This is a genomic window from Micromonospora sp. NPDC005686, from assembly GCF_042871665.1.
Taxonomy (GTDB): domain Bacteria; phylum Actinomycetota; class Actinomycetes; order Mycobacteriales; family Micromonosporaceae; genus Micromonospora.
The window spans coordinates 298,325-323,905 of record NZ_JBIAIY010000001.1 but is presented as its reverse complement, the minus strand read 5'-3'; the positions used below and the strand labels follow the sequence as shown (position 1 = coordinate 323,905).

At 73.8% G+C, this 25,581-nt stretch carries 22 protein-coding genes; 5 read left to right on the top strand and 17 right to left on the bottom strand.

The window, feature by feature from the left end; genetic code table 11:
* Positions 1-34 precede the first annotated feature (34 nt).
* Complete coding sequence (locus tag ACFYON_RS01495) at positions 35-844, bottom strand: RNA methyltransferase (protein ID WP_354873249.1); 810 nt, start codon at positions 842-844, stop codon at positions 35-37.
* A 104-nt stretch (positions 845-948) separates the two neighbouring features.
* Between ACFYON_RS01495 and ACFYON_RS01490 the strand changes: the two genes are divergently transcribed.
* Positions 949-2,781 (top strand): thiamine pyrophosphate-requiring protein, encoded by a 1,833-nt coding sequence (locus ACFYON_RS01490; protein ID WP_387320453.1) that lies wholly within the window; start codon positions 949-951, stop codon positions 2,779-2,781.
* A 13-nt stretch (positions 2,782-2,794) separates the two neighbouring features.
* On the opposite strand, the gene ACFYON_RS01485 is transcribed toward ACFYON_RS01490, so the two are convergent.
* The 4 genes from ACFYON_RS01485 to ACFYON_RS01470 all read right to left on the bottom strand — a co-directional run bounded on the left by ACFYON_RS01485 (position 2,795) and on the right by ACFYON_RS01470 (position 9,057).
* Positions 2,795-3,355: a dihydrofolate reductase family protein gene (locus tag ACFYON_RS01485; RefSeq protein WP_387320450.1), complete on the bottom strand. Its 561-nt coding sequence runs from the start codon at positions 3,353-3,355 to the stop codon at positions 2,795-2,797.
* 143 nt (positions 3,356-3,498) lie between these two features.
* Complete coding sequence (locus tag ACFYON_RS01480; protein WP_354873255.1) at positions 3,499-6,570, bottom strand: BTAD domain-containing putative transcriptional regulator; 3,072 nt, start codon at positions 6,568-6,570, stop codon at positions 3,499-3,501.
* A gap of 101 nt (positions 6,571-6,671) precedes the next feature.
* The gene (locus ACFYON_RS01475) at positions 6,672-7,949 is read right to left on the bottom strand and encodes a hypothetical protein (protein ID WP_354873257.1); all 1,278 of its coding nucleotides are present in this window, start codon (positions 7,947-7,949) and stop codon (positions 6,672-6,674) included.
* A gap of 10 nt (positions 7,950-7,959) precedes the next feature.
* Entirely contained in the window at positions 7,960-9,057 is a 1,098-nt protein-coding gene (locus ACFYON_RS01470) for a TOMM precursor leader peptide-binding protein (RefSeq protein WP_387320448.1), read from the bottom strand.
* A 346-nt stretch (positions 9,058-9,403) separates the two neighbouring features.
* On the opposite strand from ACFYON_RS01470, the gene ACFYON_RS01465 reads away from it, so the two are divergent.
* Entirely contained in the window at positions 9,404-10,000 is a 597-nt protein-coding gene (locus tag ACFYON_RS01465) for a thymidylate kinase (RefSeq protein ID WP_354873261.1), read from the top strand.
* 73 nt (positions 10,001-10,073) lie between these two features.
* Here the strand turns inward: ACFYON_RS01465 and ACFYON_RS01460 are convergent, their stop codons facing one another.
* The 4 genes from ACFYON_RS01460 to ACFYON_RS01445 all read right to left on the bottom strand — a co-directional run bounded on the left by ACFYON_RS01460 (position 10,074) and on the right by ACFYON_RS01445 (position 14,888).
* On the bottom strand, positions 10,074-12,278 hold the full coding sequence (locus ACFYON_RS01460) for a transglycosylase domain-containing protein (RefSeq protein ID WP_357707542.1): 2,205 nt from the start codon (positions 12,276-12,278) through the stop codon (positions 10,074-10,076).
* A gap of 91 nt (positions 12,279-12,369) precedes the next feature.
* A complete protein-coding gene (locus ACFYON_RS01455; RefSeq protein WP_354873265.1) occupies positions 12,370-13,173 on the bottom strand; it encodes a hypothetical protein in 804 nt (267 codons plus the stop codon).
* Between the two features lie 129 nt (positions 13,174-13,302).
* Positions 13,303-14,409 (bottom strand): SPFH domain-containing protein, encoded by a 1,107-nt coding sequence (locus tag ACFYON_RS01450; RefSeq protein ID WP_354873267.1) that lies wholly within the window; start codon positions 14,407-14,409, stop codon positions 13,303-13,305.
* Positions 14,410-14,414: 5 nt separating this feature from the next.
* A complete protein-coding gene (locus tag ACFYON_RS01445) occupies positions 14,415-14,888 on the bottom strand; it encodes an NfeD family protein (RefSeq protein ID WP_354873269.1) in 474 nt (157 codons plus the stop codon).
* A gap of 100 nt (positions 14,889-14,988) precedes the next feature.
* Between ACFYON_RS01445 and ACFYON_RS01440 the strand changes: the two genes are divergently transcribed.
* Positions 14,989-16,299 carry a serine hydrolase domain-containing protein gene (locus tag ACFYON_RS01440; protein ID WP_354873271.1) on the top strand — a complete coding sequence of 437 codons (1,311 nt, stop codon included), beginning with the start codon at positions 14,989-14,991 and terminating at the stop codon, positions 16,297-16,299.
* Between the two features lie 328 nt (positions 16,300-16,627).
* On the opposite strand, the gene ACFYON_RS01435 is transcribed toward ACFYON_RS01440, so the two are convergent.
* Complete coding sequence (locus ACFYON_RS01435) at positions 16,628-17,440, bottom strand: DUF3097 domain-containing protein (protein WP_354873273.1); 813 nt, start codon at positions 17,438-17,440, stop codon at positions 16,628-16,630.
* Between the two features lie 161 nt (positions 17,441-17,601).
* Between ACFYON_RS01435 and ACFYON_RS01430 the strand changes: the two genes are divergently transcribed.
* Positions 17,602-18,396, top strand: coding sequence for a hypothetical protein (locus tag ACFYON_RS01430; protein WP_354873275.1), 795 nt, complete (start codon positions 17,602-17,604; stop codon positions 18,394-18,396).
* Between the two features lie 34 nt (positions 18,397-18,430).
* On the opposite strand, the gene ACFYON_RS01425 is transcribed toward ACFYON_RS01430, so the two are convergent.
* From ACFYON_RS01425 to fabG, 4 genes are all read right to left on the bottom strand, one after another.
* Complete coding sequence (locus ACFYON_RS01425) at positions 18,431-19,210, bottom strand: HAD-IIA family hydrolase (RefSeq protein WP_354873277.1); 780 nt, start codon at positions 19,208-19,210, stop codon at positions 18,431-18,433.
* Between the two features lie 33 nt (positions 19,211-19,243).
* On the bottom strand, positions 19,244-20,275 hold the full coding sequence (locus ACFYON_RS01420; protein ID WP_354873279.1) for a ferrochelatase: 1,032 nt from the start codon (positions 20,273-20,275) through the stop codon (positions 19,244-19,246).
* 135 nt (positions 20,276-20,410) lie between these two features.
* Positions 20,411-21,178 (bottom strand): enoyl-ACP reductase FabI, encoded by a 768-nt coding sequence (gene fabI, locus ACFYON_RS01415; protein WP_354873281.1) that lies wholly within the window; start codon positions 21,176-21,178, stop codon positions 20,411-20,413.
* A gap of 25 nt (positions 21,179-21,203) precedes the next feature.
* Entirely contained in the window at positions 21,204-21,908 is a 705-nt protein-coding gene (gene fabG, locus ACFYON_RS01410; RefSeq protein ID WP_120568989.1) for a beta-ketoacyl-ACP reductase, read from the bottom strand.
* A 358-nt stretch (positions 21,909-22,266) separates the two neighbouring features.
* Here fabG and ACFYON_RS01405 point away from each other — a divergent pair, with 358 nt between their 5' ends.
* Complete coding sequence (locus ACFYON_RS01405; protein ID WP_354873283.1) at positions 22,267-22,452, top strand: hypothetical protein; 186 nt, start codon at positions 22,267-22,269, stop codon at positions 22,450-22,452.
* A gap of 21 nt (positions 22,453-22,473) precedes the next feature.
* Here the strand turns inward: ACFYON_RS01405 and ACFYON_RS01400 are convergent, their stop codons facing one another.
* From ACFYON_RS01400 to ACFYON_RS01390, 3 genes are read right to left on the bottom strand one after another with little or no spacing between them, the layout of a single operon-like run.
* Positions 22,474-23,424, bottom strand: coding sequence for a VWA domain-containing protein (locus ACFYON_RS01400; RefSeq protein ID WP_302907890.1), 951 nt, complete (start codon positions 23,422-23,424; stop codon positions 22,474-22,476).
* Positions 23,421-24,368, bottom strand: a complete 948-nt coding sequence (locus ACFYON_RS01395; RefSeq protein WP_354873285.1) for a DUF58 domain-containing protein — start codon at positions 24,366-24,368, stop codon at positions 23,421-23,423. The genes ACFYON_RS01400 and ACFYON_RS01395 overlap by 4 nt, the downstream gene beginning before the upstream one ends.
* Positions 24,347-25,453: a MoxR family ATPase gene (locus ACFYON_RS01390; protein WP_354873287.1), complete on the bottom strand. Its 1,107-nt coding sequence runs from the start codon at positions 25,451-25,453 to the stop codon at positions 24,347-24,349. The genes ACFYON_RS01395 and ACFYON_RS01390 overlap by 22 nt, the downstream gene beginning before the upstream one ends.
* Between the last annotated feature and the right edge of the window lie 128 nt (positions 25,454-25,581).

The following is a 25,581-nucleotide window of genomic DNA, read 5'->3' as shown; positions in this document are numbered from 1 at the left end:
GCACGGACTCGCATGGTCATGCAAGCCGGGTGGGTCAGAGCGCGTCCTCGCGCCCCAGCTCCCAGAACGCCACCGCCGCGGCGGCGGCCACGTTCAGCGAGTCGACGCCGCGCCGCATCGGGATCACCACCCGTACGTCGCTGGCGGCCTGCGCCGCCGCGGTCAGCCCCGGCCCCTCGGCACCGAGCAGCAGCGCCGCCCGCTCGCGCTGCGCCGGGGTCAGCCGCTGCATCGGTACGGCGTCCGGCGCCGGCGTCATCGCGAGCACCGTGAACCCGGCCGCCCGGACCTGGTCCAGCCCTGCCGGCCAGCGGTCGAGCTTGGCGTACGGCACCGCGAACACCTCGCCCATGCTGACCCGTACGCTGCGCCGGTAGAGCGGGTCGGCGCAGGTCGGGGAGAGCAGCACCGCGTCGACGCCGAGCGCGGCGGCGCCCCGGAAGATCGCGCCGAGGTTGGTGTGGTTGTTGACGTCCTCCAGGATCACCACCCGCCGGGCGGCGGCCAGCACCTCGTCGGCCGAGCGCAGCGGCCCGCGGTGGAACGACGCGAGCACGCCCCGGTGCACGTGGAAGCCGGTGGCGCGCTGGAGCACGTCCGGCGTGGCCGCGTACACCGGCGCGTCACCGGTGTCCAGGTCGGCGAGCTGGTCGACCCGCTTGGCGTCGACCAGGTACGACCGGGCCGGGTAGCCGGCCCGCAGCGCCCGCCGCAGCACCAGTTCCCCCTCGGCGATGAACAGCCCGTGCGGCGGTTCCCAGCGGGTACGCAGCTCCACGTCGGTGAGCGCGCGGTAGTCGGCGATCCGGTCGTCGTCGGGGTCGGTGATCTCGTGAACGGGCACCAGGCGATTCTGCACCGGCCCGCCCGGTCGCCCCGGCACGGGCCGGGTTTCCGCCGTCCCGGGCTGGGAACGGAGCCGAAGGCCGACGCGACGGAGGGACCACGATGGGCGCGGATCACGACGGCGACCTCCCCCGCGACGCCACCGTCGCCGACTACCTGGTGGCCCGGCTCGCCGAATGGGGCGTGCACCGCTACTACGGCTACCCGGGCGACGGGATCAACGGCATGACCTCCGCGCTGCAACGCGCCGAGGGACGGGCCCGGTTCATCCAGGTACGGCACGAGGAGACCGCCGGATTCGCGGCCGGCGCGCACGTCAAGTACGGCGGCGGCCCGCTCGGCTGCGTGGTGGTGACCAGCGGTCCGGGGGCGATCCACGCCCTGAACGGCCTGTACGACGCCAAACTCGACCACCAGCCGGTGGTGGCGCTGCTCGGGCACACCGCGCTGCCCGCCGAGGGCGGCGGCTACTACCAGGAGGTGGACCTGCTCTCGCTCTACAAGGACGTGGCGTCGGCCTTCCTGGCCCAGCTCGACGACCCGTCCCAGGCCCGGCACCTGGTGGACCGGGCGTGCCGCACGGCGCTGGCCCGGCGTACCGTGACCGCCCTGGTCCTCCCCTCCGACGTGCAGGACCTGCCGGCGGTGCCGCACCCGCCGCACGCCCACGGCTACTACCACACCAGCGCGGTGCCGAGCAGCGAGCCGACGGTGCCCCCGGAGGCCGACGTGCGCCGCGCGGCCGAGGCGCTGCGCGGTGGCGAGCGGGTGGCGATGCTGGTCGGGCAGGGCGCGCTGGGCGCCGAGGACGAGGTACGCCGGATCGCCGACCGCCTCGGCGCCGGGGTCGCCACCGCGCTGCTCGGCTTCACCGCCGTCGACCACCGCCAGCCGTGGGTGACCGGCGCGATCGGCCTGCTCGGCAGCCGCCCGAGCTGGCAGCTCATGCGCGAGTGCGACCGGCTGCTGATCGTCGGCAGCCAGATGCCGTACTCGGAGTTCTACCCGCCGGAGGGCCAGGCCAGGGCGGTGCAGATCGACATCGACGGCACCCGGATGGGGTTGCGCTACCCGACCGAGGTGAACCTGACCGGCGACGCCGGGCCGACGCTGCGCGCCCTGCTCAAGGAGCTGGGCCCGGGGCCGGGCCCGACCGCGTGGCGGGCCACCATCGCCGACGCCACCGGCAAGTGGCGGGCCTCGCAGCGGGAGGTCGCCGCCCAGCCGGCCGACCCGGTCAACCCGCAGTCGCTGTTCGCCACGCTCGACGACGCGCTGCCCGAGGACGCCATGCTCGCCGTGGACTGCGGCACCGCCACCGCCTGGTACGCCCGGCACGTACGGGTCCGCCCCGGCATGCTGGCCAGCCTCTCCGGCACGCTGCTGTCCATGGGCGGCGGGATGCCGTACGCGCTGGCGGCGAAGTTCGCCCACCCGGACCGGCCGGTGATCGCGCTGCTCGGCGACGGGGCGATGCAGATGAACGGCGTCAACGAACTGATCACGGTGGCGAGGTACTGGCGGGAGTGGTCCGATCCCCGGTTCGTGGTGCTGGTGCTCAACAACCGGGATCTCGCGTTCGTCAGCTGGGAGCAGCGCTCCGGCGAGGGCACGCCGATGTTCCCGGACAGCCAGGACCTGCCGGACGTGGCGTACCACAGGTGGGCGGAGGTGCTGGGCCTCGGCGGTGAGCTGGTCGACTCGCCCGGCCGGGTGGACGGGCTGTGGCAGCGGGTGCTCGACGCGGACCGCCCGGTCGTGGTCAACGCGGTGGTGGACCCGGCCGAGCTGATGCTGCCGCCGCACTTCACCGCCGAGCAGGCCCGCAAGACCGCCGCCGCGGTGCTGCGCGGCGACAGCGATCGGGCCGGCATCGTGCGGCGCGGCGTGCCGGCCGCGCTCGCCACGTACCGGCCCCGCCGCCGGGGCCGCTGACCGCCGCTGACCGTCAGGCCCGCTCGTAGCTCAGCAGCACGGACCGCTCGTCGAAGGTCCGCGTGCCGGTCAGCCGCAGGCTCCGCCGGTCCAGGTCCGGCAGCAGCCGCTTGCCGCCGCCGAGCAGCACCGGGTGCACGATCACGTGGAACTCGTCGACCAGCCCGAGCGCGGTCAGCGACGCCGCCGCGCCGGTCCCGCCGGTGAGCAGCAGGTAGCCGTCGAGCCCGTCGCGCACCGCGGCCACCTCGGCGGCCAGGTCACCGCCGCCGACCACCCGGGCGCCGTGGTCCGCCTCGGCGAGCGTCCGGGAGACCACGATCTTCGGGGTACGCCGCCAGATCGGCGCGAACGCCAGGTCGTGCGGGTGGTCGGAGATCGACTCGACCTGCGGCCAGTAGCCGGACATCATCTCCCACACCCGCCGGCCGTAGGCGAAGGCGCCGGCCCGCTCGGACAGGTCGATGGAGTACGCGGACAGCTCGTCCCCCATCTCCGTCCAGTCGAACTCGCCGTTCGGCCCCTCGATGAAGCCGTCGACCGACGTGTGCACCCAGTAGATGACAGTGCCCATGATGTGTTCCTCCGCGTTGCGGCGCGTCCCGGTCGGGCGCGCTCGCCGGTGGGTCGGAGCCGTCCGGCCGGATCCGACAACCCGGCCGCGACGGCTGTCGGCCGGACAGACGACTCCCGGCCCGCTGACCACTCCCGGCCAGGCTACGGTCCGGTCAGCCGCCGCTCGATCTCGTTCGCCGTGGCGGTGGCCCCGATCCGGGCAGCCACCGCGTGGGCGCGCCGCCAGACGTCCCGGGCTGCCGCGGCCCCGGTCAGCCGCTCCACCGCCCGGGCCAGGTCCATCAGGGCCTCCACCTGCAGCGGCGGGCTGGCCGTCAGGTCGCCGGCCGCCTGTTCGAGCAGGACCCGCGCCCGCGCCGGCTCGCCCGACATCAGGCTGATCCGTCCCTGGGCGTACCGGGCGTAGGCCAGGTACGCCGCGACCCGCGTCTTACGGGCCTGCGCCAGGGCGGTGTCGGCGTACCCGGCCGCCTCGCCCAGCCGGCCGTGCCCCGCGAGCATCGCGGCGACCTCGCTGAGCAGCGCCACCTCACCGAGCCGGTCACCGTGCCGCCGGACCAGATCCAGGGCTTCCAGGTACGCCGCCCGGGCCTCATCCACCGCGCCGCGGTGATCGTGCCAGCGGCCCGACGCGCGCAGGCCGAACGCGAGCGGCCGGGGCGTGCCGGCGGCCCGCAGCAGCGCGACGGCCCGGGCGAGCGTCTCCCCGGCGGCCGGATCGCCCTCCTGCAACTGGAGCACGCCCAGCCGGACGAGTTTCGGTCCGGCGGCGACCGGGTCGCCGGCCTCCTGGTACAGCTCGATGGAACGGACGAGGCTGGCGCGGGCGGCCGCCCGGTCGCCCATGCCCTCGTACACCTGGTTCTCGACCCCGGCGATGTCGGCGCGCAGCCAGGGCTGCGCCAGCGTCTCGGCCACCTCGGCGGCGGCCCGCACGTGCCCGAGCGCGGCGGTCAGGTCACCGCGCAGCAGGGCTGCGAACGCCACGCAGAGGCGTAGCCGGGCGATCCCCTCCGGATGCCGCCGACGCTCGGCGGCCGTCAGACCGGTCTCGGTGACCCGGGTCAGCTCGTCCAGCCGGGCGTCGACGAACAGGTAGTAGTCGCAGTGCCAGGCCAGCGCCCAGGAGTAGTCCTCCAGGCCGGGCGTCGCGGCGGCCTGCTCGACGGTGGCGAGCAGGGCGGCCCGCTCGGCGCCGAACCAGCGCTTCGGATCGCCCAGGTGCTCGCCGGTGGCCGCCGGTGACCTCGGCAGGTCGGCGACGATACCGGCGCCGCCCTCCTGGCTGAGTGCCAGCCGGGCCTGCTCGGCGAGCGTCAGCCAGGCGCCGAAGACGCGCCGCAGCAGCCGTACCCGCTCCTGCGGCCCCTCCTCCCGGGCCGCGCGTTCCCGGGCGAAGGCCCGGACCAGGTCGTGGAGGTGGTAGCGGCGCTGGCCCAGGTCGTCCGGTCCGGTCACCTCGGCCAGGTTCGCCTCGACCAGGGCGGTGACCGCGCCCGCCGCGTCCTCGACGTCCGGCAGCAGCACGGCCGGCAGCCACGGCGGGACGTCGTCGAGGTCCAGCAGGGCGAGCCGGCGCAGCATCGCGCGGGCCGGCTCGTCCAGTGCGACGTACGCCGAGTGGAACGCCGCCCGGACGCTGCGGTCGGCGCGGGTGAGATGGTCCAGCCGGTGCGCGAGTTCGGCGAGCTGATCCGCCGCCTGCCGCAGGGACAGCAGGTCGGGTATCGCCAGCCGGGCGCCGGCGATGCGCACGGCCAGCGGCAGCAGCCCGCAGTGGCGGACGACGTCCGCAGCCGGCCCGGGCTCGGCGGCGACGCGGTCCGCGCCGACGATGCCGGCGAGCAGCCGCAGCGCCTCCGCCTCGGGCAGCGGGCCCAGCCGCAGCCGGTGGGCGCCGTCGACGTCCACGAGCGCGCGCCGGCTCGTGACCAGGACGACGGCGTCCGTGCCGGGCAGCAGCGGCCGTACCTGCGCCGCGTCCGCCGCGTTGTCCAGCAGCACCAGGCCGGGCCGTCCGGCCATCGCCGCGCGGAACAACGCCGCGCGTTCGTCCAGGTCCGCCGGCATCTCCACACCGGGTACGCCGAGCGCCCGCAGGAACCGTCCGAGCACTTCGGCCGGGGATAGCGGCTGGTCGTGCCCGTTCAGGTCGACGTAGAGGTGCGGACCGGGGTACGCCGGGCCGAGGCGGTGGGCGATCCGGACCGCCAGGGCGGTCTTGCCCACGCCGGGCAGGCCGCTGATCGCCGCCACCGCGACCGCCGGCCGCTCCGGGAGCCCTTCGAGGATCGCCGCCACCTGCTCCTGGCGGCCGACGAAGTCGGTGAGGACGGCCGGGAGCATCCGGACCGGCGGGCCGCCGGGGCGGGCCCCGACGGTGCCCGGGGCGTCGCCGGATCGGCGCGGCTGCTCCGGACCGGATCTTCCGCCCGCCGGCACGACGACCGGCCCGGCACCGCCGGACGTCGACCGGAGGCTGGGGTCGTTGCGCAGGATCAAATCGCGCAGCGCCGTCAACTGCGCCGTCGGGTCGACGCCGAGTTCCTCGGCCAGGCGGCGGCGTAGCTGTTCGAAGCGGTCCAGCGCCTCGCCCTGCCGGTCCGCCCGGTAGAGGGCCCGCATGAGCTGGCCGACGAGCGGCTCCCGCCAGGGGTACGCCTCGACCAGCTCGGTCAGGTGGCCGATCACCTCGTCGTACCGGCCGAGGCCCAGTTCCAGGTCGAGGCAGCGTTCGACCACAGTCATCCGCCGTTCGTCGAGGCGCTGCGCCGCCGCGCTCAGCACGGGTGTACGCAGGCCGTCGAGCGCCGGGCCCCGCCACATCGCCAGCGCCTCCCGCAGGCCGGACACGGCCTCCTCCGGCGCGCCCTGGTCGAGTCGCGACTCGGCCCGGCGGACCCGTTCCTCGAAGACGTCCAGGTCGAGCTGCCCCTCGGCGACGGTGAGCAGGTATCCGGAGCCGTGGGTGCCGATGGCGTCCAGACCGGCCGCGCGCAGGGCCCGCCGCACGGCGGCCACCCGGTTGCGGACCTGGACGTCCGCGCTGGCCGGAGGATGGTCGCCCCAGGCGGCGTCCATCAGGCGGGACACCGGGACGACCCGGTTGGCCTCCAGCAGCAACGCGGCGAGCATGGCCCGGCTGCGGGGGCCGCCGACGCGTACGGTCCGCTCGTCGAGGCAGACCTCGACCGGGCCGAGCAGCCGAAACATGACCGCCGGCACCATTCGCTCCCCCCGAAGCGCGCGGACCCGGGCGGCCACGATGGACCGTGATCGCCCTCCGGCCACACCCTAGACGAGTTCGCGCACTGTCAGGGGGCGGCGGCGGCCCCGGCCCGGCGACGCCGGGAGTGCCGGCGGTAGAACGTGACCAGGAATATCGCCTGGAGCGTGCCCTCGACGACGAGGACCACCGCGCCGTCCACTGCCGCGAGCAGGCTTCCGCCGGTGGCACCGGCCAGCACCGCCGAGCCGGCCTGGATCGCGCCGTGCACGACGATCGGGACGCCGAACACGAGGAAGCTGGACAGCGCGACGGCGCTGCCCAGCACCACCGCCACCGCGTAGATCCGCACCGCGCGGCGCTCGTGCGGCGGCAGGACGGCGGACGGGTCGCCGGTGGACGCCGCCACCCGGCCGGGCAGCGCCGCGTGGAGGCAGCGGCGCAGCACGTGCCGGGCGTACGCGAAGCCGTCCTGGAACAGGTTGCGGCACCGCAGCAGGTCGAGCAGGACGAAGTAGCAGTCGGTACGCATGTAGACGTGCAGTTGCAGCACCATCGACATGACGATCACCAGCACGACCGCGGACAGCAGCCCCTCGGCGAGCGGGTGCGGCCGGGCGTACGCGACGACCAGCAGCGCGACGCAGACGACGGCGAGGTCCCAGAGCACGCCGCTGAGGTAGACGCGGTACCGGTAGCGGCGCGGCACCGACCAGATCGCTGTCACGTCGGTCTCCAGGACCAGATGGTGCAGCCGGGTGGCGAACCGGATCCGGGCCGGCGCGCCGAGCGACCGGGCCGCGACCAGGTGGCTGAACTCGTGCAGCACGGCCGTCACGGAGAACAGAGCGGTGTTGACGAGCACGGCCAGGCCGACGTAGTCGGTCCAGAAGAAGTCCCGGTACGACGGCAGCAACTCGGGGCGGCGTACCACTGTGGCCAGCGTCGCCGCGACCAGCGCGAGGTAGGCCACCTTCGCGGCGGGGCCGAAGAGCCACCGCACGTGCCGGGCCCGCAGGCGGGGCAGATGTGGCCGGTCCTCGCGGTGGCCGGCGCCGGAGGGACGGCCGTCGACCTCGGCGACCAGGCCCGCGTCCCGCAGCGCGAGCACCAGGTCCACGAGATCGAGGTCGACGTCGTGGTCGGCGGCGATGCGTTCCTCGGCCGCGCCGACCGGCACGCCGGCGTCGAGCAGTTCGACGGCCCGGGCACCGATCGCGGGCAGCTCCACGAACTCGCCGACGTCCGGCCGGCCCACCACCACCGAGTCCGGGTCGTCGTCGGAGGGCCGGATCCGCAGCGGGTGGAACCGCACCCGCGTCGCGGCGCCCACCGCCGGTACGGCCTCGATCTCGACGGCGGTCATCGCCCGGGCCTCACGCGCTGTCCGGGCCGCACGAGGGGCAGCCGGGGTCCCGCGGCACGTCGATGAAGTAGTGGTGGTCCCAGCGCGCGACGTTCTGGTGGAAGACCCGCCCGGCGACCTGCTGGGGCAGCCCGGCGAGGTGGTAGAGCACCTCCAGCGCGCAGAGGTGACCGGTCACGTTGGCGGTGGCGGCGATCACCGCGTTCGGCCGTTCCCCGCCGCGCAGCGGCGAGCCGTCGGTCTGGATCTCGTGCTTGTCCGGCCGCCGCCTCAGGCAGGTGTGGCAGCCGGTACGGCCCGGAAGGAACGAGCCGACGACTGTCATCGGCCCGGTGTAGAGCGCCATGAACCACGGCGTGCCGGTACGCAGGGCCGCCTCGTTCGTCCAGTCCTGGATGTGGTCGACGGGCCGGTCCGCGCAGAGGACGAAGGCGTCCCGCCCGTTCATCAGCGGCACCAGGTCGTCGGCGGAGCGCACCTGGCACTCCTCCCCTGTCACCTCGACGTGCGAGTTCATCGCCCGCAGCCGGTCCACGGCGACCTTCACCTTCGGCTGGCCCAGGTCGTTCTCGGTGTAGAGAAGCTGGCGGGTCAGGTTCGGCTCGTCGACGACGTCGAAGTCGGCGCAATGCAGGCCGCCCACGCCGCTGGCGACGAGCCCGGCCGCGACGGCGGTACCGGTGCCGCCGAGACCGAGCACGGTGACCCGGGCACGCCCGATGCGCGCCTGCACCTCGAAGGGCGAGCGGCGCGGCTGGGTGTCGATCCAGGCGTAGAAGTGCCGGGCCCGGTCGTAGCGCTGCGCGGCCTCCGCGGTGAACCCGTCGGGCAGCGGGGCCGCGGCGTCCTCGACGTAGCCCTGCGCGATGAGCTGCTCCACCACCTCGCGGACGCTTTCCCCGTCGATGCCCGGGTGCGTCTCGGCGAGGTCCGCGCAGACCTGGGCCACGTCCCGGGTGCCGTCCAGCAACGTCAGGATGCGGGCGATCGTGCCGTCCTCGTCGTCCTGGATCTCCGACGCGACGCCGTACTGCATCAGACCGATGATCAGCCGGTTCCCCGGCAGGGTGTAGGGCTCGTGGACACTCTTGACACGCGGCTTGAGCATGGGCACCGCAACCTCACAATGCTCGGCGGAAGGCGGGACGGCCGTCACGACGGGAAGCGGCACCCCGGTCGCCGGGGGTGCGTCATGGCGACCGGGGTGCCGCGGCGGATCAGGCGCCGTTGCTCTCGCGGATGACGGTGGTCTCCAGCCGCTCCAGCTTGCGGACCTTCAGCGAGAGCTTCTTCTTGCCGGCCTGCTCGATCGTGGCCTTCTCCATGGACGCCTCCTCGATTCGGGTGCGCCTTCCGCGGTTCCGGAAGGCGAGCCCAGCCTGTCGATCGGCGTCACCGGTCGATCACAAGTCGATCATCAGTGGCCGTGCCGGCCGGCGCTAACATCCGGGTGTGTGGCCCACCCTGTGATGATCGCCCTGATCGGCGTCGATGGCTCCGGCAAGACCACCCAGGCCAAGGCACTCGCGGCGCGGCTGTGCGAGCGGGGTGTCCGGGCGCGGTACTTCGAGAACGCCGGTGGACGGCCGCTGTGGAACCGGCTGGCCCGGGCGCTCGGCCGTCCGGACGGGGTGGCGCTGTTCGGCCGTACCCTCTATCCGGCCCTGGAGGCGACGGTGCGCGCGCTGGCGATGGCCCGGACCGTGGCGGCGGCCCGCCTGACCGGACGGGTGGCGGTGCTGGACCGGTGGACCTGGTGCCAGGACGTGATCATGACGGCCCGGGGTGACCGGGGACGGCGCGTGGTGCGCGCCGCGTACGCGGTCTTCCCCCGCCCGGACGTGGTGTGCTTCCTGGCCACCTCGCCGGAGGTGGCCCAGCGGCGGGTGGCCGCGCGGGGCATCGACACCGAGGAACTGGCGCACCTGCGCGCGCTGGACGCCGCCTACCGGGCGTTGCCGGACTTCGGCACGTTCGTGGCGCTCGACGGCGACGCCGGCCCGGACGAGGTGGCCGCCGCACTGGACGGGGTGGTGCGCGCGGCGCGGTGAGCGCGCGCGGTGGTGCGCGCGGTGTTAATAAGGGGCCCCTCCTCTACCGGAGGCGTTAAGAAGGGGCCCTTCCTTACCCGCGGTCGCGCAGCCAGCGGAGGACGTCGGAGGGCAGCTCGCTGTCCTCGCGCTGCTCGCGCGGCTCGCGGCGTTCGGGTTGCGGGCGAGGGCGGGGGCGCTGCGGGTCGCCGACCATCGTGCGGCTCGGGGCGGTGAAGTCGGCCACCGGCTTGCCGGTGAGCGCCGTCCTGATGGTCCGGGCCACCGCGTCGATCACCTTCGCCTGCACGGCGGAGCCGACCAGGTCGGTGACGTCGTCCGGGTTGGCCGCGATCCCGGCCACGGCGACCTGCGGGGTGAACCCGACGAACGTCTCGGTGGCGTTCCGCTCCGAGCTGCCGGTCTTGCCGGCCACCGGGCGGCCGACGATCCGGTCGACGGCGGTGGCGGTGCCGCCGTTGCACTGCCCGAACGAGGACTGCTGGCCGACCGGGCAGCGGGCCGCGTCGGTGGCGGCGCGGGCCACGTCCGGGTCGAGCACCCGCTTGCAGGACGGCTGCGCCACGTCGACGGGGCGGCCGTCGGGCGTGGTCACCGAGACCACCGGCAGCGGCGTGCAGTACGTGCCCTCGGCGGCCACCGTGGCGTACGCGTTCGCCAGGTCCAGCGGAGTGGTGGCGGCCACGCCGAGGGTGAACGCGCCCCAGTTGGCGGCGTTGTCGCGGGCGAACGCGGCGTCGGAGTCGGCCCGGAAGGTGATGCCGAGGCGCTGGGCCATCTCCACCACCTTGTCCTCGCCGACCTGTTCGGCCAGCCAGACGAAGTACGTGTTGACGGAGCGGCCGAAGCCGTCCCACATCATCCGGTAACCGTCCATCCACTGCGGGTTGGCGTTCGCCGGGCACCACGTGCCGTTGCAGTTGCCCTCGTCGTCCGAGGCGTACCGGGTGGGCAGCCGGCTCGGGGCGTCGAAGCCGGTGGACAGCGGCTTGCCGGCCTCGAGCGCGGCCAGCATGGTGAACATCTTGAACGTCGAGCCGGCCTGGTAGCCGTCGACGCTGGCGCCGCCGGAGATCAGCGGGTTGACCGTGTTCGGGCGGTTGGCCTGCCCGGCGGGGTTGGCGTCGAGGCTGTAGTGCCGGTTCACCGCCATGGCGAGCACCCGGCCGGTGCCGGGCTCGACCGCCGCGATCGGCAGCGCGCGCTTGTTGCCGTACCCGTAGACCTTGGTGGCCTGCTCCTGCGCGGTCTGCTGGATCTTCGCGTCGAGCGTGGTGACGACCCGGTAGCCGCCGCGGCGCAGCGCCTGCTCCCGCTCCTCGGGGGTGCTGCCGAAGGCCGGCTGGGTGAGCCACCAGCGGCGCAGGTAGTCGCAGAAGAAGCCCCAGTCGTCGTGCCCCTGGGCGGTGGCGGTGCAGCCGTTGGGCTGGGCGGTCGGGCGCAGCGTCAGCGCCTCGGCCTTCGCCGCGGTGGCCTGCGCCGGGGTGATCGCGCCGGTCTCGGCCATCGCGTCGAGCACGTACCCGCGCCGGACCAGCGCCTGGCCCTTGTCGCCGTCGATCGGGCTGTACGCCTCGGGCGACTGGACCAGGCCGGCGAGCAGCGCCGCCTCGCCCAGCGTCAGGTCGGCCGGGGCCTTGCCGAAGTAGCGCTGGCTCGCGGCGGCGACGCCGTACGCGCCGGAGCCGAAGTACGCGATGTTGAGGTAGCGGTTGAGGATCTCGTCCTTGGACAGCGACTGCTCCAGCGCGTTCGCGTACCGGATCTCCTGGAGCTTGCGCCCGACGGTCTGCTCGGTGGCGGCCTGCCGCTCCTCGGCGGTGCGGTTCGGGTCGGTCTTGAGCACGTTGCGGACGTACTGCATGGTCAGCGTGGAGCCGCCCTGCTCGGTGCCGCCACCCTTGACGTTCGCCACCAGCGCGCGGGCGATGCCGCGCAGGTCCGTGCCGCCGTGCGAGTAGAACCGCCGGTCCTCGGCCGCGATGATCGCCTGCCGCATCGCCGGGGCGATCTCGGCCAGCGGCACGTCGGTGCGGTTCACGTCGTAGAACGTGGTGATCAGCGTCTTGCCGTCGTTGGCGTAGAGGTAGGAGCGCTGCGGCTGCACGGGGGTGCGCAGCGCGTCCGGCAGGTCCGCGTACGCGCCGAGCGCCGCCCGGGCGGCGAACCCGCCGAGCAGGCCGCCGGGCAGCGCGGCGACCGCGAGAACGAGCCCGGCGAGCAGGCCGGCCAGCAGCACGGTGAACAGCCGCGACAGCGGCGACCTGGGAGACGGCATGGACTCCAGGATTGCCACGAAAGCCGCCTACCGGCCACCCCGCCAGGCAACTGTCAGTTACCTCACGGCGACCGTTCAGCTGGAGAACCGGTCATCCCGCCCCGAGTGGCCCCTTCGGTGACGCGGGCGGCACGGGTGCGGCGGCGACGCTCGCCGCGGCCGCGTCCCGGGCGATGGTCTCGGGCACCAGGCGGCCGCCGCGGTAGCCGATGCCGATGCCCGCGACCAGTACGAAGATCGCGCCGAACGTCTGGAGCGAGCCGATCAGCGCGCCGCCCAGGCCGAGCAGCGGGGCGGCGATCATCAGCATGGTCCCGTCGCCGTAGGAGAACATCCCGGACCGGGCGACCGACCAGCCGGTGAGGAACCAGCCGGCGCTGTAGAGCGTGGCGCCGAACAGCACGATGCCGCGCGCGGTCACCCCGAACACCGGCGTCTGCTCGGCCAGCCCGGCGAACGGCAGCATCAGCACCATCCCGCCGATGCTGGCCAGCAGCCCGGCCAGCGCGACGCGGCGGCAGCGGGTGGCGGCGAGCAGGCCGGTGAGCGCGAGCAGGGCGAGCAGCCCGAGCCACACCGAGGCCACCCAGCCGACCAGGTAGAGCGGCCGGCCGTCGGCCGGATACGGGTCGTTGCCCACGCCGCCGTCGCTGGCCATCGCCACCACGCCGTAGAGGACCGCGTACGCCGGCAGCAGCCAGACCGCCGCGCGGGCGAACCGGCGGATCGACCAGGCCCAGGTCGCGTCGGTAGCCGGCGCCCCCGGGCCCGGCTCGGAGACGAACGGCAGGACCCCGAAACCCCCTCCGGTACGCCGGGAGCCGATCGGTCCGGCGGGGTCGTGCGCGCCGGGGACGGGGGTACGGGAGAACAGCCGGTTCGCCGGGTCCTTCATGCCTCACCTCGTTCGCGCCGCGGGCGGCCCGGGACGCGCGACGGCGCTCCGGCCCTGCTCACCACCCGTCCTCAGGACTGATGGTGGCAGCCGCCGGAGCGCCGCATGAGGGATTCTCGGATTTGCCGGTCAGCCCCGCTCGCGCTGGTCCGCCGGGTCGTTCACCAGGCTGGCCGGTGACACCGGCTCCGGCGCGGGCAGACCCTGCGGGGTGTTGCCGCCGGTGGCCTGCGCCTCGGCGACACGTACCTCGTCGTGGATCTGCTGGGCGGCGTCTGCCGCGGCCTGCGCCGCCTCCGCGGCCTCCTGCTCCACCTGACTCGCGTGTTCGGCCGCCTCCGGTGCGGGCAGGTCCCCCACCATCTGGCTCAGCCCACCGAGCGCGCCGCCCATGCCCTCCAGGGCCTTGGTCAGCTCTGCCGGCACGATCCAGACCTTGTTGGCGCTGCCCTGGGCGATCTGCGGGAGTGCCTGCAGGTACTGGTAGGCGAGCACCTTCTGGCTCGGGTTCGCCTGGTGGATGGCGTCGAAGACGGTACGGATCGCCTTCGCCTGACCCTCGGCCTGCAGGATCCGGGCCTGCCGGTCACCGTCGGCGCGCAGCACCGCCGACTGCTTGTCACCCTCGGCGGTGAGGATCACCGACTGCTTGTGACCCTCGGCGGTGAGGATCGCCGCCCGGCGGTCCCGCTCGGCGCGCATCTGCTTCTCCATCGAGTCGCGGATGCTTGCCGGCGGCTCGATCGCCTTGATCTCGACCCGGGTCACCTTGATGCCCCAGCGGCCGGTGGTCTCGTCCAGCACCCCGGAGAGGTGCCTGTTGATCTCGTCGCGGCTGGTCAGCGCCCGCTCCAGGTCCAGCGAGCCGATGACGTTACGCAACGTGGTGACGGTCAGCTGCTCGATGGCCTGGAGGAAGCTGGAGATCTCGTAGGTCGCCCGGACCGAGTCGACGACCTTGAAGTAGAGCACGGTGTCGATCGAAACCACGAGGTTGTCCGAGGTGATCACCGGCTGCGGCGGGAAGCTGACCACCTGCTCCCGCATGTCGACCTTGGTGCGAACCGCGTCGACGAACGGCACCAGCAGGTTGAGGCCGGGGTTGAGCGTGCGCTTGTACTTACCGAGCCGCTCCACCACGTCCTGCCGCTGCTGCGGCACGATCCGTACCGCCTTGAACAGCGTCACCACACCGATCAACGCCACCGCGATCATCAGGATCGCCAGAAACTCCATACCGTTCACCTTTTCGCTTCGGGCAGCTCGCCCGGGGTGGAAATGTCGTCCTGCCATACCAGGGCGGTAGCGCCCCGGACCTTTATCACCTGCACCCGCTCACCCTCGGCATACGTGCGCGTCGCGTCGTACGAGCGGGCCGTCCACAGCTCACCATCGATCTTGACCATGCCCCGCTCGGCGTCTACCACCTCCAGGACCACGGCGGTGGCCCCTTCCAGCGCCTCGATCCCGAACGGCTGCTCGCCGGTCTCCAGGGCCGGCCGGGCGTGCCGCCGGACCACCGGACGGGCCACCACCACCGACAGCGCCGACACCACCGCGAAGATCGCCACCTGAAGCGCCACCGGCGCACCGAGCGCCGCGGCGCCGGCGGCGGCGAACGCCCCGACCCCGAACATGATCAGGAAGAGCGTCGTCGTGAATATCTCGGCGACCGCCAATACCACACCTAAAACGATCCAGAAGACGGCGTCCACGAGAACAATCCTGACACGTCAACGCACGTGTCATCGAACTGTCATGATCGCTAGGCTCGGCACGGCGTTACCGCGCCCCCCGGCCGACGAGGAGGACGACATGTCCCTGCTGCCCGAGACCGCGCGTCAGGTGGACCTGCTGGTCGCCCGGACCCAGGCCGAAGGGCGAGGTCCCTCGCTCGCCCTCGGCGTGGTCCGCGACGGTCACCTGGCCCACCTGGCCGTCGCCGGCGAGACGCCCCGCCCGGACGGCGACCTGCAGTACCGGGTCGGCTCGATCACCAAGACCATGACCGCGGTGCTGGTGATGCAGCAGCGCGACGCCGGCCGGCTGGCGCTCGACGACCCGCTGGACGCGCACCTGCCGGGCACCCCGGTCGGCAGGGCGACCGTACGCCAACTGCTCGGCCACGTCAGCGGGCTGCAACGCGAGCCGGACGGCGGCTGGTGGGAGCGGGCCGGGGGCATGGACCTGGACACCCTGCTCGCCGGGCTGACGCCCGACAAGATCGCCCACCCGCCACACTTCGTCTACCACTACTCGAACCTCGCGTACGGGCTGCTCGGCGCCGTGCTGGAGCGGATCACCGGCACGCCGTGGGCGGACCTGCTGACCGAACGGCTGCTGACGCCGCTGGGCATGCGCCGCACCACGTACCACCCCACCGAGCCGTACGCCCGGGGCTACGTCGTGCACCCCTGGCACGAGACGCTACGGGAGGAGCCGCTGACCGACAGCGGGGCGATGGCAGCGGCCGGCCAACTCTGGTCGACGGTCGAGGACCTGGGCCGCTGGGCCGCGTTCCTGGCCGACCCGGACCCGGCGGTGCTCTCCCCCGCCACGCTCGCCGAGATGTGTGCCCCCGTGGTGATCAACGACCTCGACTCGTGGACCGGCGGGCACGGCCTCGGCATCGAGCTCTACCGCGTCGGCGACCGGGTGCACGTCGGGCACGGCGGCTCCATGCCCGGTTACGTCGCCGGCCTGGCCGTGCACCGGCCCACCCGTACCGCCGTGGTCAACTTCGCCAACTCGTACGGGCTGCGCGGCCACCACATCGGCGCGCTCGGCCGGGAAGCGCTCACGCTGGTGCTGGACGCCGAACCGGCCGTGCCCGCCCCCTGGCGCCCGGCCGACCCGCCCGCCGCCGACGTGGCCGCGCTGACCGGCCGCTGGTGGTGGATGGGCGGCGAGTACGAGTTCCGCGTCGACGCCGCCGGGGACCTGGTCGGCGGCCTGGTGGGCAAGCCACTGCTCCGGTTCACTCCCGAGGGACCGGACCGGTGGCGGGGCCGCTCCGGCTCCCAGGACGGCGAGATCCTCACCGTCCTCCGCGACGGTTCCGGCACCCCGGTAGCCCTGGACATGGCGACATTCGTCCTGACCCGCTCCCCCGACCAGGCCCCCTGACCCCCCGCTCTCGCCCCGCTCTCGCCTCCCGCCGCCCTCGCCCTCGCCACCCCCGCCCCGCCCCTGTCCCCGCCCCGCCCCGCCCCGCCCCGCCCCGTCGATCTTGCAGTTGTGGCCCTCATTTCGCCCTGCTATGCCCGATCCGTGGGGGACCACGACTCCATGATCGACGCACACCCGCACCGTCCACCGCAGTGATCAAGGAGTTCGTGTCGGCGTTGATCCTCGGGCCGGGACGGGGGTTCCGGGGTCCCGGGCACGGTCGCCCCCGGCCCCAACCGCAACCACCCCGGGCGCAAGCCGAGCTGCTACCCCGAGCCGCAACCACTCACCCGGGCTCGGTGACGAAGTCGATCAGGCGCTCCATCGCGTTGATCAGCGGCGTCTCCACGTCGGCGAAACTATCCACCCGGGACAGGATGTGTCGCCACATGTCGGCCGGCTCGGCCACCCCGAGCGCCGCGCAGACGCCCTCCTTCCAGGGCTGTCCGGGCGGCACCACGGGCCACCCGGGAATGCCGAGCGCCGCCGGGCGTACCGCCTGCCACACGTCGACGTACGGGTGCCCGGTGACCAGCACGTGCGGCGAGTTCACCCGCGCCACGATCCGGCTCTCCTTGGAGCCGGGCACGAGGTGGTCGACGAGGACGCCGAGCCGGCGACCAGGGCCGGGCGCGAACGCGCGTACCTCGTCGGCGAGCGCGTCGATGCCGTCCAGCGGCTCCACCACCACGCCCTCGACGCGCAGGTCGTCGCCCCAGATCCGCTCGACCAGCGCGGCGTCGTGCACGCCCTCGACCCAGATCCGGCTGGCCTTGGCGACCTGCGCCCGTACGCCGTCCACCGCGATCGAGCCGGACGCGGTACGGCGGCGCGCGGCGGGCACCGGGGTGCGGGCGGGCCGCCGCAGCGTGACCGGCCTGCCGTCGAGCAGGAACGCGGCGGGCAGCAGCGGGAAGTTGCGGCGCCGCCCGTGGCGGTCCTCCAGCACCACCGCGCCGGAGTCGAAGCCGACCACCGCGCCGCAGAACCCGGAGTCGGCGTCCTCGACCACCAGGTCGGGTTCGGCGTCGACCTCGGGGGTCACCTTCCGCCGCCGCCAGTCGCCGGCCAGCACGTCGCCGTCGTATCGCCCCGCCATGCCGGAGACGCTAACCAGCGTCCCGGCGTGTCGCTCGCCGACGCGCCGACCGGGCGATCATCCGTCGGCACGAAACGGTGCGAAGGGGGTAGTTGGGACCAGGTAGCGCCGCCGGAGCGGCAGCCGAGACAGCAGCGGCGCGGAGCACGTACCCTTTCCGCATGTCCTCCCCCGCAGCGGGCGCGGCCACACTGGCTCCGCGCCGGTCGAGCCGGTTCGTCGCCTGGGTGCGTGCCTGGCGAGCCGGCCTGGTGCCGTTCGACGAGGTGGCCGACGCCGTGGCCGGCGACGAGGAGCACCTCGTCGCCGACGCCCCCGGCACCTGGACCGACGTGTCGTTGCGGGAGGCGCTGCCCAGCCTCGCCAAGCACTCGCCCGACGACATCCGGCTGGTGCTGCCCGCGCCCGGCGACCCGCGGGGCCTGCCCGGCCCGGGCGCGTTCGCCGGGGCGGCGCTGGTGGCGGGCGAAGCGGTGGTGGCGAGCGGGATGGGGCTGGTGCCCGAGGTCCGCACGCACACCTCCGGCTCGGGGATGACCTGGGAGACGGTGCTGTGGCGGGTCCACCCGCTGCCGGTGGACGCGCCGAAGGCGTCGCTGACCACGCCCGGCGCCGCGGAGGCCGAGGCCGAACTCGCCGCCGTGCTGGCCGAGACCACCGCCACGCTGACCCGGCTGGACGTCGCGCAGTGGCGGCCCGAACTGGCCGGTGCGCTCGCCGCGCTGCGCCGCCCGGACGGCGCCACCGACCTGCCGCCCGGCTTCGACCCGCGGGCCCGCCGCCTGTTCGCCCGCGCCGCCGTACTGGATCGGGTGCTCGCGCTGGCCGGGGAGAGCGCGCCCGGCGGCGCGGTGAACACCTACGAGGCGCAGCAGCGGGACGCGGCGCTGCGGCCGCTGACCACCGCGTGCCGGCAGGCCCTGGTGGCCGCCTGCAACGCGCCGCTGCGCCTCTAGCACCGCGGCGGCGGAGCCGCACGCGACCCGCGGCTCAGACCTCGTCGATCAGGTCGGCCACGGAGTCGACGATCCGCGACGGACGGTACGGGTACCGCTCCGCCTCGATCCGGCTGCTGATGCCGGTGAGCACCAGGATCGTCTCCAGCCCGGCCTCCAGCCCGCACAGGATGTCGGTGTCCATCCGGTCGCCGATCATCGCGGTCGACTCGGAGTGCGCGTCGATGGTGTTCAGCGCGGAGCGCATCATCATCGGGTTGGGCTTGCCGACGAAGTACGGGTCGACGCCGGTGGCCTTCGAGATCATCGCCGCCACCGAGCCGGCCGCCGGCAGCGCGCCCTCCATCGACGGGCCGGTGGCGTCCGGGTTGGTGCAGATGAACCGGGCGCCGTCGTCGATCAGCCGGATCGCCTTGGTTATCGCCTCGAAGCTGTAGGTGCGCGTCTCCCCCAGCACCACGTAGTCCGGGGCGAAGTCGCTGAGCACGTACCCCACCGCGTGCAGCGCCGTGGTCAGGCCGGCCTCACCGATCACGTACGCGGTGCCGCCCGGCCGCTGGTCGGCCAGGAACTGGGCGGTGGCCAGCGCCGAGGACCAGATCGCCTCCTCCGGCACGTCCAGCCCCATCCGGGCCAGCCGGGCCTGGAGGTCACGCGGGGTGTAGATGGAATTGTTCGTCAGCACCAGGAACGGCTTGCCGGAGGCGCGCAGCTTCTTGACGAACTCCGGGGCGCCGGGCACCGGCTGCCCCTCGTGCACCAGCACGCCGTCCATGTCGGTGAGCCAGCTCTGCACCGGCTTGCGGTCAAGCATCGTGTCGTCCCCAGGGGTGTCGTCGGGTCGGGCTCACGGCCGGCGGGCCGGGGGCACGCAGCACAACGCCGGGCAGGTGTCCCAGGCCGGCAGCTCGCCGAGGTGGCGGCGCAGGTTCTCCCCGTTCGGGGCGGTGCGCTCCAGCACCAGCTCGCGGACCATCGCCACGAACCGCGGGTCGACTCCCGGCGTGCCGGCGCGGACGAAGTCCAGGCCGAGCTGCTTGGCCGTCTCCAGCGCCTCGGTGTCCAGGTCCCACACCACCTCCAGGTGGTCGGAGACGAAGCCGATCGGGCTGACCACCACGCTCGTCACGCCCCGCTCGGGCAGGGTGGCCAGGTGGTCGTTGACGTCCGGCTCCAGCCACGGCACCTGCGGCGGCCCGGACCGGCTCTGCCAGACCAGGTCGTACGGCAGGTCGGGCGCGGCCGCGGCGTGCACCAGCCGGGCGACCTCCTCCAGCTGGGCGGTGTACCGGCCGCCGTGCGGGCCGGCGGTGGCGGCCGCGGACATCGGGACGGAGTGGGCGGTGAAGACCAGCCGGGTGCTGTCCCGCTTCGCCGGGTCGAGCTGGGCCAGCGCGGCGCGTACCGCGTCGGCGTGCGGCTCGATGAAGCCGGGGTGGTCCCAGAACTGGCGCAGCTTCTCGATCAGCGGGGCGTCCGGGCCGACCGCGGCGCGGGCCGAGGCGATGTCCTCCTGGTACTGACGGCAGGAGGAGTAGCCGCCGTACGCGCTGGTGACGAACGCCAGCGCCCGGGTGATCCCGTCGTCGCGCATCCGCGCCACCGTGTCGGCGAGCATCGGATCCCAGTTGCGGTTGCCCCAGTAGACCGGCAGGTCGACGCCGTTGGCGGCGAAGTCCTCCCGGATCGCCGCGAGCAGGTCACGGCACTGCTGGTTGATCGGAGACACCCCGCCGAAGTGCAGGTAGTGCTCGGCGACCTCGGCCAGCCGCTCCGGCGGCACCCCCCGCCCCCGGGTCACGTTCTGCAGGAACGGGAGAACGTCCTCGGGCCGCTCCGGGCCGCCGAACGAGACCAGCACCAACGCGTCGTACGCCATGGGGCCATTGTTCCTCGCCCGCCGTGACGGCGTGGCGACGCCCCCTGGTCGGCGCGGTGACCACCCGGGCCGCGACGTGTTAACAGGGGCCCCTTCCGCTGCACGAGGCGTTAAGAAGGGGCCCTTCCTTACATCTCAGGCGCCGATGGCGTGGTAGCCGCCGTCGACGTGGACGATCTCGCCGGTGGTGGCCGGGAACCAGTCGGACAGCAGCGCCAGGCAGGCCCGCGCGGCCGGCTCCTGGTCGGTGAGGCTCCAGCCCAGCGGGGCCCGCTGGGTCCAGGCGTCCTCGAACTGGTCGAAGCCGGGGATGGACTTGGCCGCGATGGTCCGCAACGGGCCGGCCGCGACGAGGTTGCTGCGGATGCCCTGCTTGCCCAGGTGCAGCGCCAGGTAGCGGGAGGCGGACTCCAGCCCGGCCTTGGCCACGCCCATCCAGTCGTAGACGGGCCACGCCTTGGTGGCGTCGAACGTGAGGCCCACCACGGCGCCACCGGCGGACATCAGCGGCAGCGCGGCCATGGCGAGGGACTTGTACGAGTAGGTGGAGACCTGGAGCGCGGTGGCCACGTCCGCCCAGGGGGCGTCGAGGAACCCGCCGCCGAGGCAGCTCTGCGGGGCGAACCCGATCGAGTGCACCACGCCGTCGAGGCCGTCGACGTGCTCGCGTACCTTGTCGGCCAGCCCGGCCAGGTGTTCCTCGTTGCTGACGTCCAGCTCGATCACCGGCGCCGGTTCGGGCAGCCGCCTGGCGATCCGCTCCACCAGGGAGAGCCGGCCGTAGCCGGTGAGCACGACCTGTGCGCCGTTCTCCTGGGCGAGTTTCGCCACCGAGAAGGCGATCGAGGCGTCGGTGATGACGCCGGTGACCAGCAGCCGCTTACCGGCGAGAAGTCCGGACATTGCGTGTCTCCTCCGTGTGCTCTGCTCAGTGGCCCATGCCGAGGCCGCCGTCGACCGGGATGACGGCGCCGGTGACGTATCCGGCCGCGTCCGAGGCGAGCCAGGTGACGACGCCCGCGACCTCGTCCGGGGTGGCCATCCGGCCGGCCGGGATCGACTTGCGGATCTCCGCCTTGCGCTCCTCGGGCAGGCCCGCTGTCATGTCGGTGTCGATGAAGCCGGGCGCCACCACGTTCGCGGTGATGTTGCGGGTGCCCAGCTCGCGGGTGATCGAGCGGGCCACGCCGACCAGGCCGGCCTTGCTGGCCGCGTAGTTGACCTGGCCCGCGCCACCGGAGAGACCGACCACCGAGGAGATGAAGATCATCCGCCCCCAGCGGCCGCGGAGCATCTTCGTCGAGGCCCGCTTGGCGACCCGGAACGAGCCGGTCAGGTTGGTGTCGAGGACTCGGGCGAACTGCTCCTCGGACATCCGCATGATCAGCGTGTCGTCGGTGATGCCGGCATTGGCTACCAGCACCTCCACCGGTCCGAGCTCGGCCTCGATCGCGGTGAACGCGGCGTCGACCGACTCGGCGTCGGTCACGTCGCACCGCACCCCGAACAGGCCCTCGGGAGCTTCACCGCTGCGGTACGTCACCGCCACCCGGTCGCCCTGCTTGGCGAACGCCTGCGCGATGGCCAGGCCGATCCCCCGGTTTCCGCCAGTCACCAGCACGGTTCGGGCCACGGATCCCCCTCTGCTCAGTGATCTCTCGGACGGTCGGAGCCTAGGGGTTACCGACAGGTAAGCGCTAACCCGCGCAGGTCACGGCGTCGGCCCCGGCCGTGGTCGCCCGAGGTCCGCGAGGGCGGGCGGCCGCACGCGCGACACCCGCACCCCCGGTGTACGATGATCGCGTCTGCGGGTCGCTCTGTGCCCGCGCCGGGCCCCACCGACCGCAGGAGGTGATCGCTGTGCGAGATAGCGATCCTCCCAGTCGTGGCCGGGCCCACCGTCAGCCCCGCTGAGCCACGGCTCCGTCGACGCGGCTGACCCGCTTCCCGCCCTCCGCACCGCATCCGCTCTCCGGCGCACACGCCGGGGTGTGGCCTGCCGCGCGGCGGAGCACCCGGTCACGACTTCGTGCGCGTACGCCCCCGCCCCCACGGCCCGCACCGGGCCGCTGTCGCCACGGAGCACACCCATGAGCCGTTACGTCGCCCCGCTGGGCTTCACCCTCGCCGCCGTCTGGGTGGCCGTCCTGTTCGTGCTGGTCGGCGGCGGTCACTGACCGCCGCCGGCCAATTCCGGCTCAGACGAGCCGGGACGTCCAGAGCAGACTCAGCCCGCCCGCGCACAGCGCCAGCAGCAGCGCGATCCCCGCGTACCACTGGGTGATCTCACGCGGCTCGGTCCGGTAGCCGATCGAGCTGCCCATGTCCTGGTAGACCTGCTTCAGCTCGCTGGCCGACGCCGCCTCGTAGAAGAAGCCCTGCGTGGTCTCCGCGAGCTGGGACAGCGCGGTGCGGTCCACCGGCACCCGCTGGAGCTGCCCGCCGATGTCGACCTGCCCGGAGTCGGTGCCGAACGCGATGGTGGACACCGGCACGTTCGCCGCCTGCGCCGCCGCCGCGGCCTCCTCCACCGACCGGCCCGACGTCCGGTAACCGTCGGACAGCAGCACGATGCGGGCCGGCGGGATGCCGGCGGCGCCGTCGGCCGGCACCGAGCGGATCGCCTCCAGGCAGGTGAAGACCGCCTCACCGGTGGCGGTCGCCTCAGCCAGCACCAGCCCGTCGATGGCGGTGGTGACCGCGGCCCGGTCCTTCGTCGGCGGCACCAGCACGTTCGCCGACTTGGCGAACGAGACGAGCCCCAGGTTGTAGCTCTGCGGCAGCTCGCCGACGAACTGCTTGGCCGCCTCCTGCGCCGCCTCCAGGCGGTTCGGCGACACGTCGTCGGCCTGCATCGACAGCGACACGTCGATGGCGAGCATCACCGTGGCCCGCTCCAGCGGCTCCCGGGTGTCGATCGCCGGGCGGGCCAGCCCGGTCGCCAGCACCAGCAGGCAGAGCAGGAACGCGGTGGCCGCCACGTGCCGCCGCCAGCCCAGTCCCTTCGGCGCGACCGTACGCAGCAGGTCGACGTTTGTGAACCGCAGCGCGTACTGCCGGCGGTGCAGTTGCCGCCAGACGTACGCGGCGGCGAGGGCGAGCACCGGCAGCACGGCCAGCAGCCACCACGGTTGCAGAAAACGGATCATCGAGTCGTCCCTCGGGTGCGGGCGTGCCGCTGCGCGGCGACGAAACGCACCATGTCCAGCAGCCAGTCTCGGTCGGTGCGCAGGCGCAGGTGGGCCGCGCCCGCGGCGCGCAGTTCGGCGGCGATCGCCCCGCGCTGGGCGGCCGCCGCCTCGGCGTACCGGCGGCGCAGGCCCGGGTCGGCGGTCTGCACCTCGTGCAGTTCCCCGCTCTCCGGGTCGACCACCGGCAGCACCCCCACGTCGGGCAGTTCCAGTTCCCGCGGATCGACCACCTCGACGGCCAGCACGTCGTGGCGGACCCGCAGCTTACGCAGCGGCCGGCCCCACTGCTGCGGCGGCGCGAGGAAGTCGGAGATCACCACCGCCACGCCGCGCCGCCGGGGCGGCCGGTTGAGCATGTCGACGAGCACGCCGAGATCGCTGCGGCCGGGCCGGATCTCGGCCCCGGCGACCGCCCGCAGCAGCCCCTGAGCCTCCTTGCGGCCGGAGCGGGCGGGCAGCCGCAGCATCGTGCCCGGCCCGCCGGTGCCGACCACCGCCCCGATCCGGTTACCGCCCCGCACGGTGAGATGGGCCAGCGCGGCGACGGCGGCGACCGCCACGTCCCGCTTGAGCCACCGCCCGGTGCCGAAGTCCAGGCTGGCCGACATGTCCACGGCCAGCCAGGTCTCCAGTTCGCGGTCGGCCACCGTACGCCGCACGTGCGGCGTGGTGGTACGGGCGGTGACCGGCCAGTCCATCCGGCGCACGTCGTCGCCGGGCCGGTACTCCCGGGACTCCCCCGCCTCGCTGCCCGGTCCGGGCAGCAGCCCGGCGTAGTCGCCCTGGAGCAGGCCGTCCAGCTTGCGGGTGACCATGAGCTGGAGCCGGGCCAGCGCGGCCCCCGAGCGGTCGCCGGTGGCGCTCAGCGGGGTGGGCGGGCTCACGGCCGCTGCCCGGGCCACCCGTTGTGCGGCACGGCCGGCGGCGGTGGTGTGGCCTGCTGGCGGGGCGCGACGGCGGGCAGCGGAATGGTCGACATCACCCGGTGCACGATGTGGTCGGCCGGTACGTCGTCGGCGAGCGCGTCGTAGCTGAGCACCAGCCGGTGGCGCAGGATGTCCGGCGCGATGTCCTGCACGTCCTGCGGCAGCGCGTAGTCCCGGCCGCGCAGCAGCGCCAGCGCCCGGGTGGCCCGGACCAGGCCGAGCGAGGCGCGCGGGCTGGCGCCGTACTGGATGAGCTGGGCGACGTCGGGCATGCCGTGCTCGGCCGGCGCCCGGGTGGCGAGCACCAGCCGGACCGCGTAGTCGACCAGCGCGTTGTGCACGAACACCTGGTCGGCCTTGTGCTGGAGGGCGACCAGGTCCGGGGTGTCGAACACTCGGGCCGGCTCGGGCGGCTTCACGCCCATCCGGTAGACGATCTCGCGCTCCTCGGCGTCGGTCGGGTACCCCACGACGATCTTCATGAGGAACCGGTCCCGCTGCGCCTCCGGCAGTGGGTAGACGCCCTCCTGCTCGATCGGGTTCTGGGTGGCCATGACCAGGAACGGGTCGGGCACCCGGTGGCTCTCGCCGCCGATGGAGACCTGCCGCTCGCTCATCACCTCCAGCAGCGCCGACTGCACCTTTGCCGGCGCGCGGTTGATCTCGTCGGCGAGCAGGAAGTTCACGAAGACCGGGCCCAGCTCGACGTCGAACTTCTCACTGGACTGCCGGTAGATCCGGGTGCCCATGATGTCGGCGGGCACCAGGTCGGGGGTGAACTGGACCCGGGCGAACGAGCCACCGACGACCCGGGCCAGGGTCTCCACGGCCAGCGTCTTGGCCACGCCGGGCACGCCCTCCAGCAGGCAGTGGCCCCGCGCCAGCAGCGCGACGAACATCCGCTCGACCATCCGGTCCTGGCCGACGATCACCCGCTTGGTCTCGAACAGCGCCCGCTCCAGCAGCGTGGCGTCCTGGGCCGGGGTGGTGCCCGCCGGGGGCGGCGCGTCCGGCGCCGCCTCGGTCGGGTTCGGCACGTCGGGTGTGGTCGGCTGGGCCACCGGTCCTCCACAGCAGGGTCGTCGTCGCGGCGTGGTGCGTATCAAGACTGTCATGCCTCCCTGAGAGCCGAGGGTGGGAGAGGCACGATTTTCGCCGCGCCGTCCGGCCACGCCGCCCGGGTGTTCAT

Bases quoted from the DNA above. Each gene is read 5' to 3' on its own strand.
- ACFYON_RS01490 (WP_387320453.1), top strand. From the start codon at position 949: ATGGGCGCGGATCACGACGGCGACCTCCCCCGCGACGCCACCGTCGCC.
- ACFYON_RS01485 (WP_387320450.1), bottom strand. From the start codon at position 3,355: ATGGGCACTGTCATCTACTGGGTGCACACGTCGGTCGACGGCTTCATC.
- ACFYON_RS01480 (WP_354873255.1), bottom strand. From the start codon at position 6,570: ATGTTTCGGCTGCTCGGCCCGGTCGAGGTCTGCCTCGACGAGCGGACC.
- ACFYON_RS01475 (WP_354873257.1), bottom strand. From the start codon at position 7,949: ATGACCGCCGTCGAGATCGAGGCCGTACCGGCGGTGGGCGCCGCGACG.
- ACFYON_RS01470 (WP_387320448.1), bottom strand. From the start codon at position 9,057: ATGCTCAAGCCGCGTGTCAAGAGTGTCCACGAGCCCTACACCCTGCCG.
- ACFYON_RS01460 (WP_357707542.1), bottom strand. From the start codon at position 12,278: ATGCCGTCTCCCAGGTCGCCGCTGTCGCGGCTGTTCACCGTGCTGCTG.
- ACFYON_RS01455 (WP_354873265.1), bottom strand. From the start codon at position 13,173: ATGAAGGACCCGGCGAACCGGCTGTTCTCCCGTACCCCCGTCCCCGGC.
- ACFYON_RS01450 (WP_354873267.1), bottom strand. From the start codon at position 14,409: ATGGAGTTTCTGGCGATCCTGATGATCGCGGTGGCGTTGATCGGTGTG.
- ACFYON_RS01440 (WP_354873271.1), top strand. From the start codon at position 14,989: ATGTCCCTGCTGCCCGAGACCGCGCGTCAGGTGGACCTGCTGGTCGCC.
- ACFYON_RS01435 (WP_354873273.1), bottom strand. From the start codon at position 17,440: ATGGCGGGGCGATACGACGGCGACGTGCTGGCCGGCGACTGGCGGCGG.
- ACFYON_RS01430 (WP_354873275.1), top strand. From the start codon at position 17,602: ATGTCCTCCCCCGCAGCGGGCGCGGCCACACTGGCTCCGCGCCGGTCG.
- ACFYON_RS01425 (WP_354873277.1), bottom strand. From the start codon at position 19,210: ATGCTTGACCGCAAGCCGGTGCAGAGCTGGCTCACCGACATGGACGGC.
- ACFYON_RS01420 (WP_354873279.1), bottom strand. From the start codon at position 20,275: ATGGCGTACGACGCGTTGGTGCTGGTCTCGTTCGGCGGCCCGGAGCGG.
- fabI (WP_354873281.1), bottom strand. From the start codon at position 21,178: ATGTCCGGACTTCTCGCCGGTAAGCGGCTGCTGGTCACCGGCGTCATC.
- ACFYON_RS01400 (WP_302907890.1), bottom strand. From the start codon at position 23,424: ATGATCCGTTTTCTGCAACCGTGGTGGCTGCTGGCCGTGCTGCCGGTG.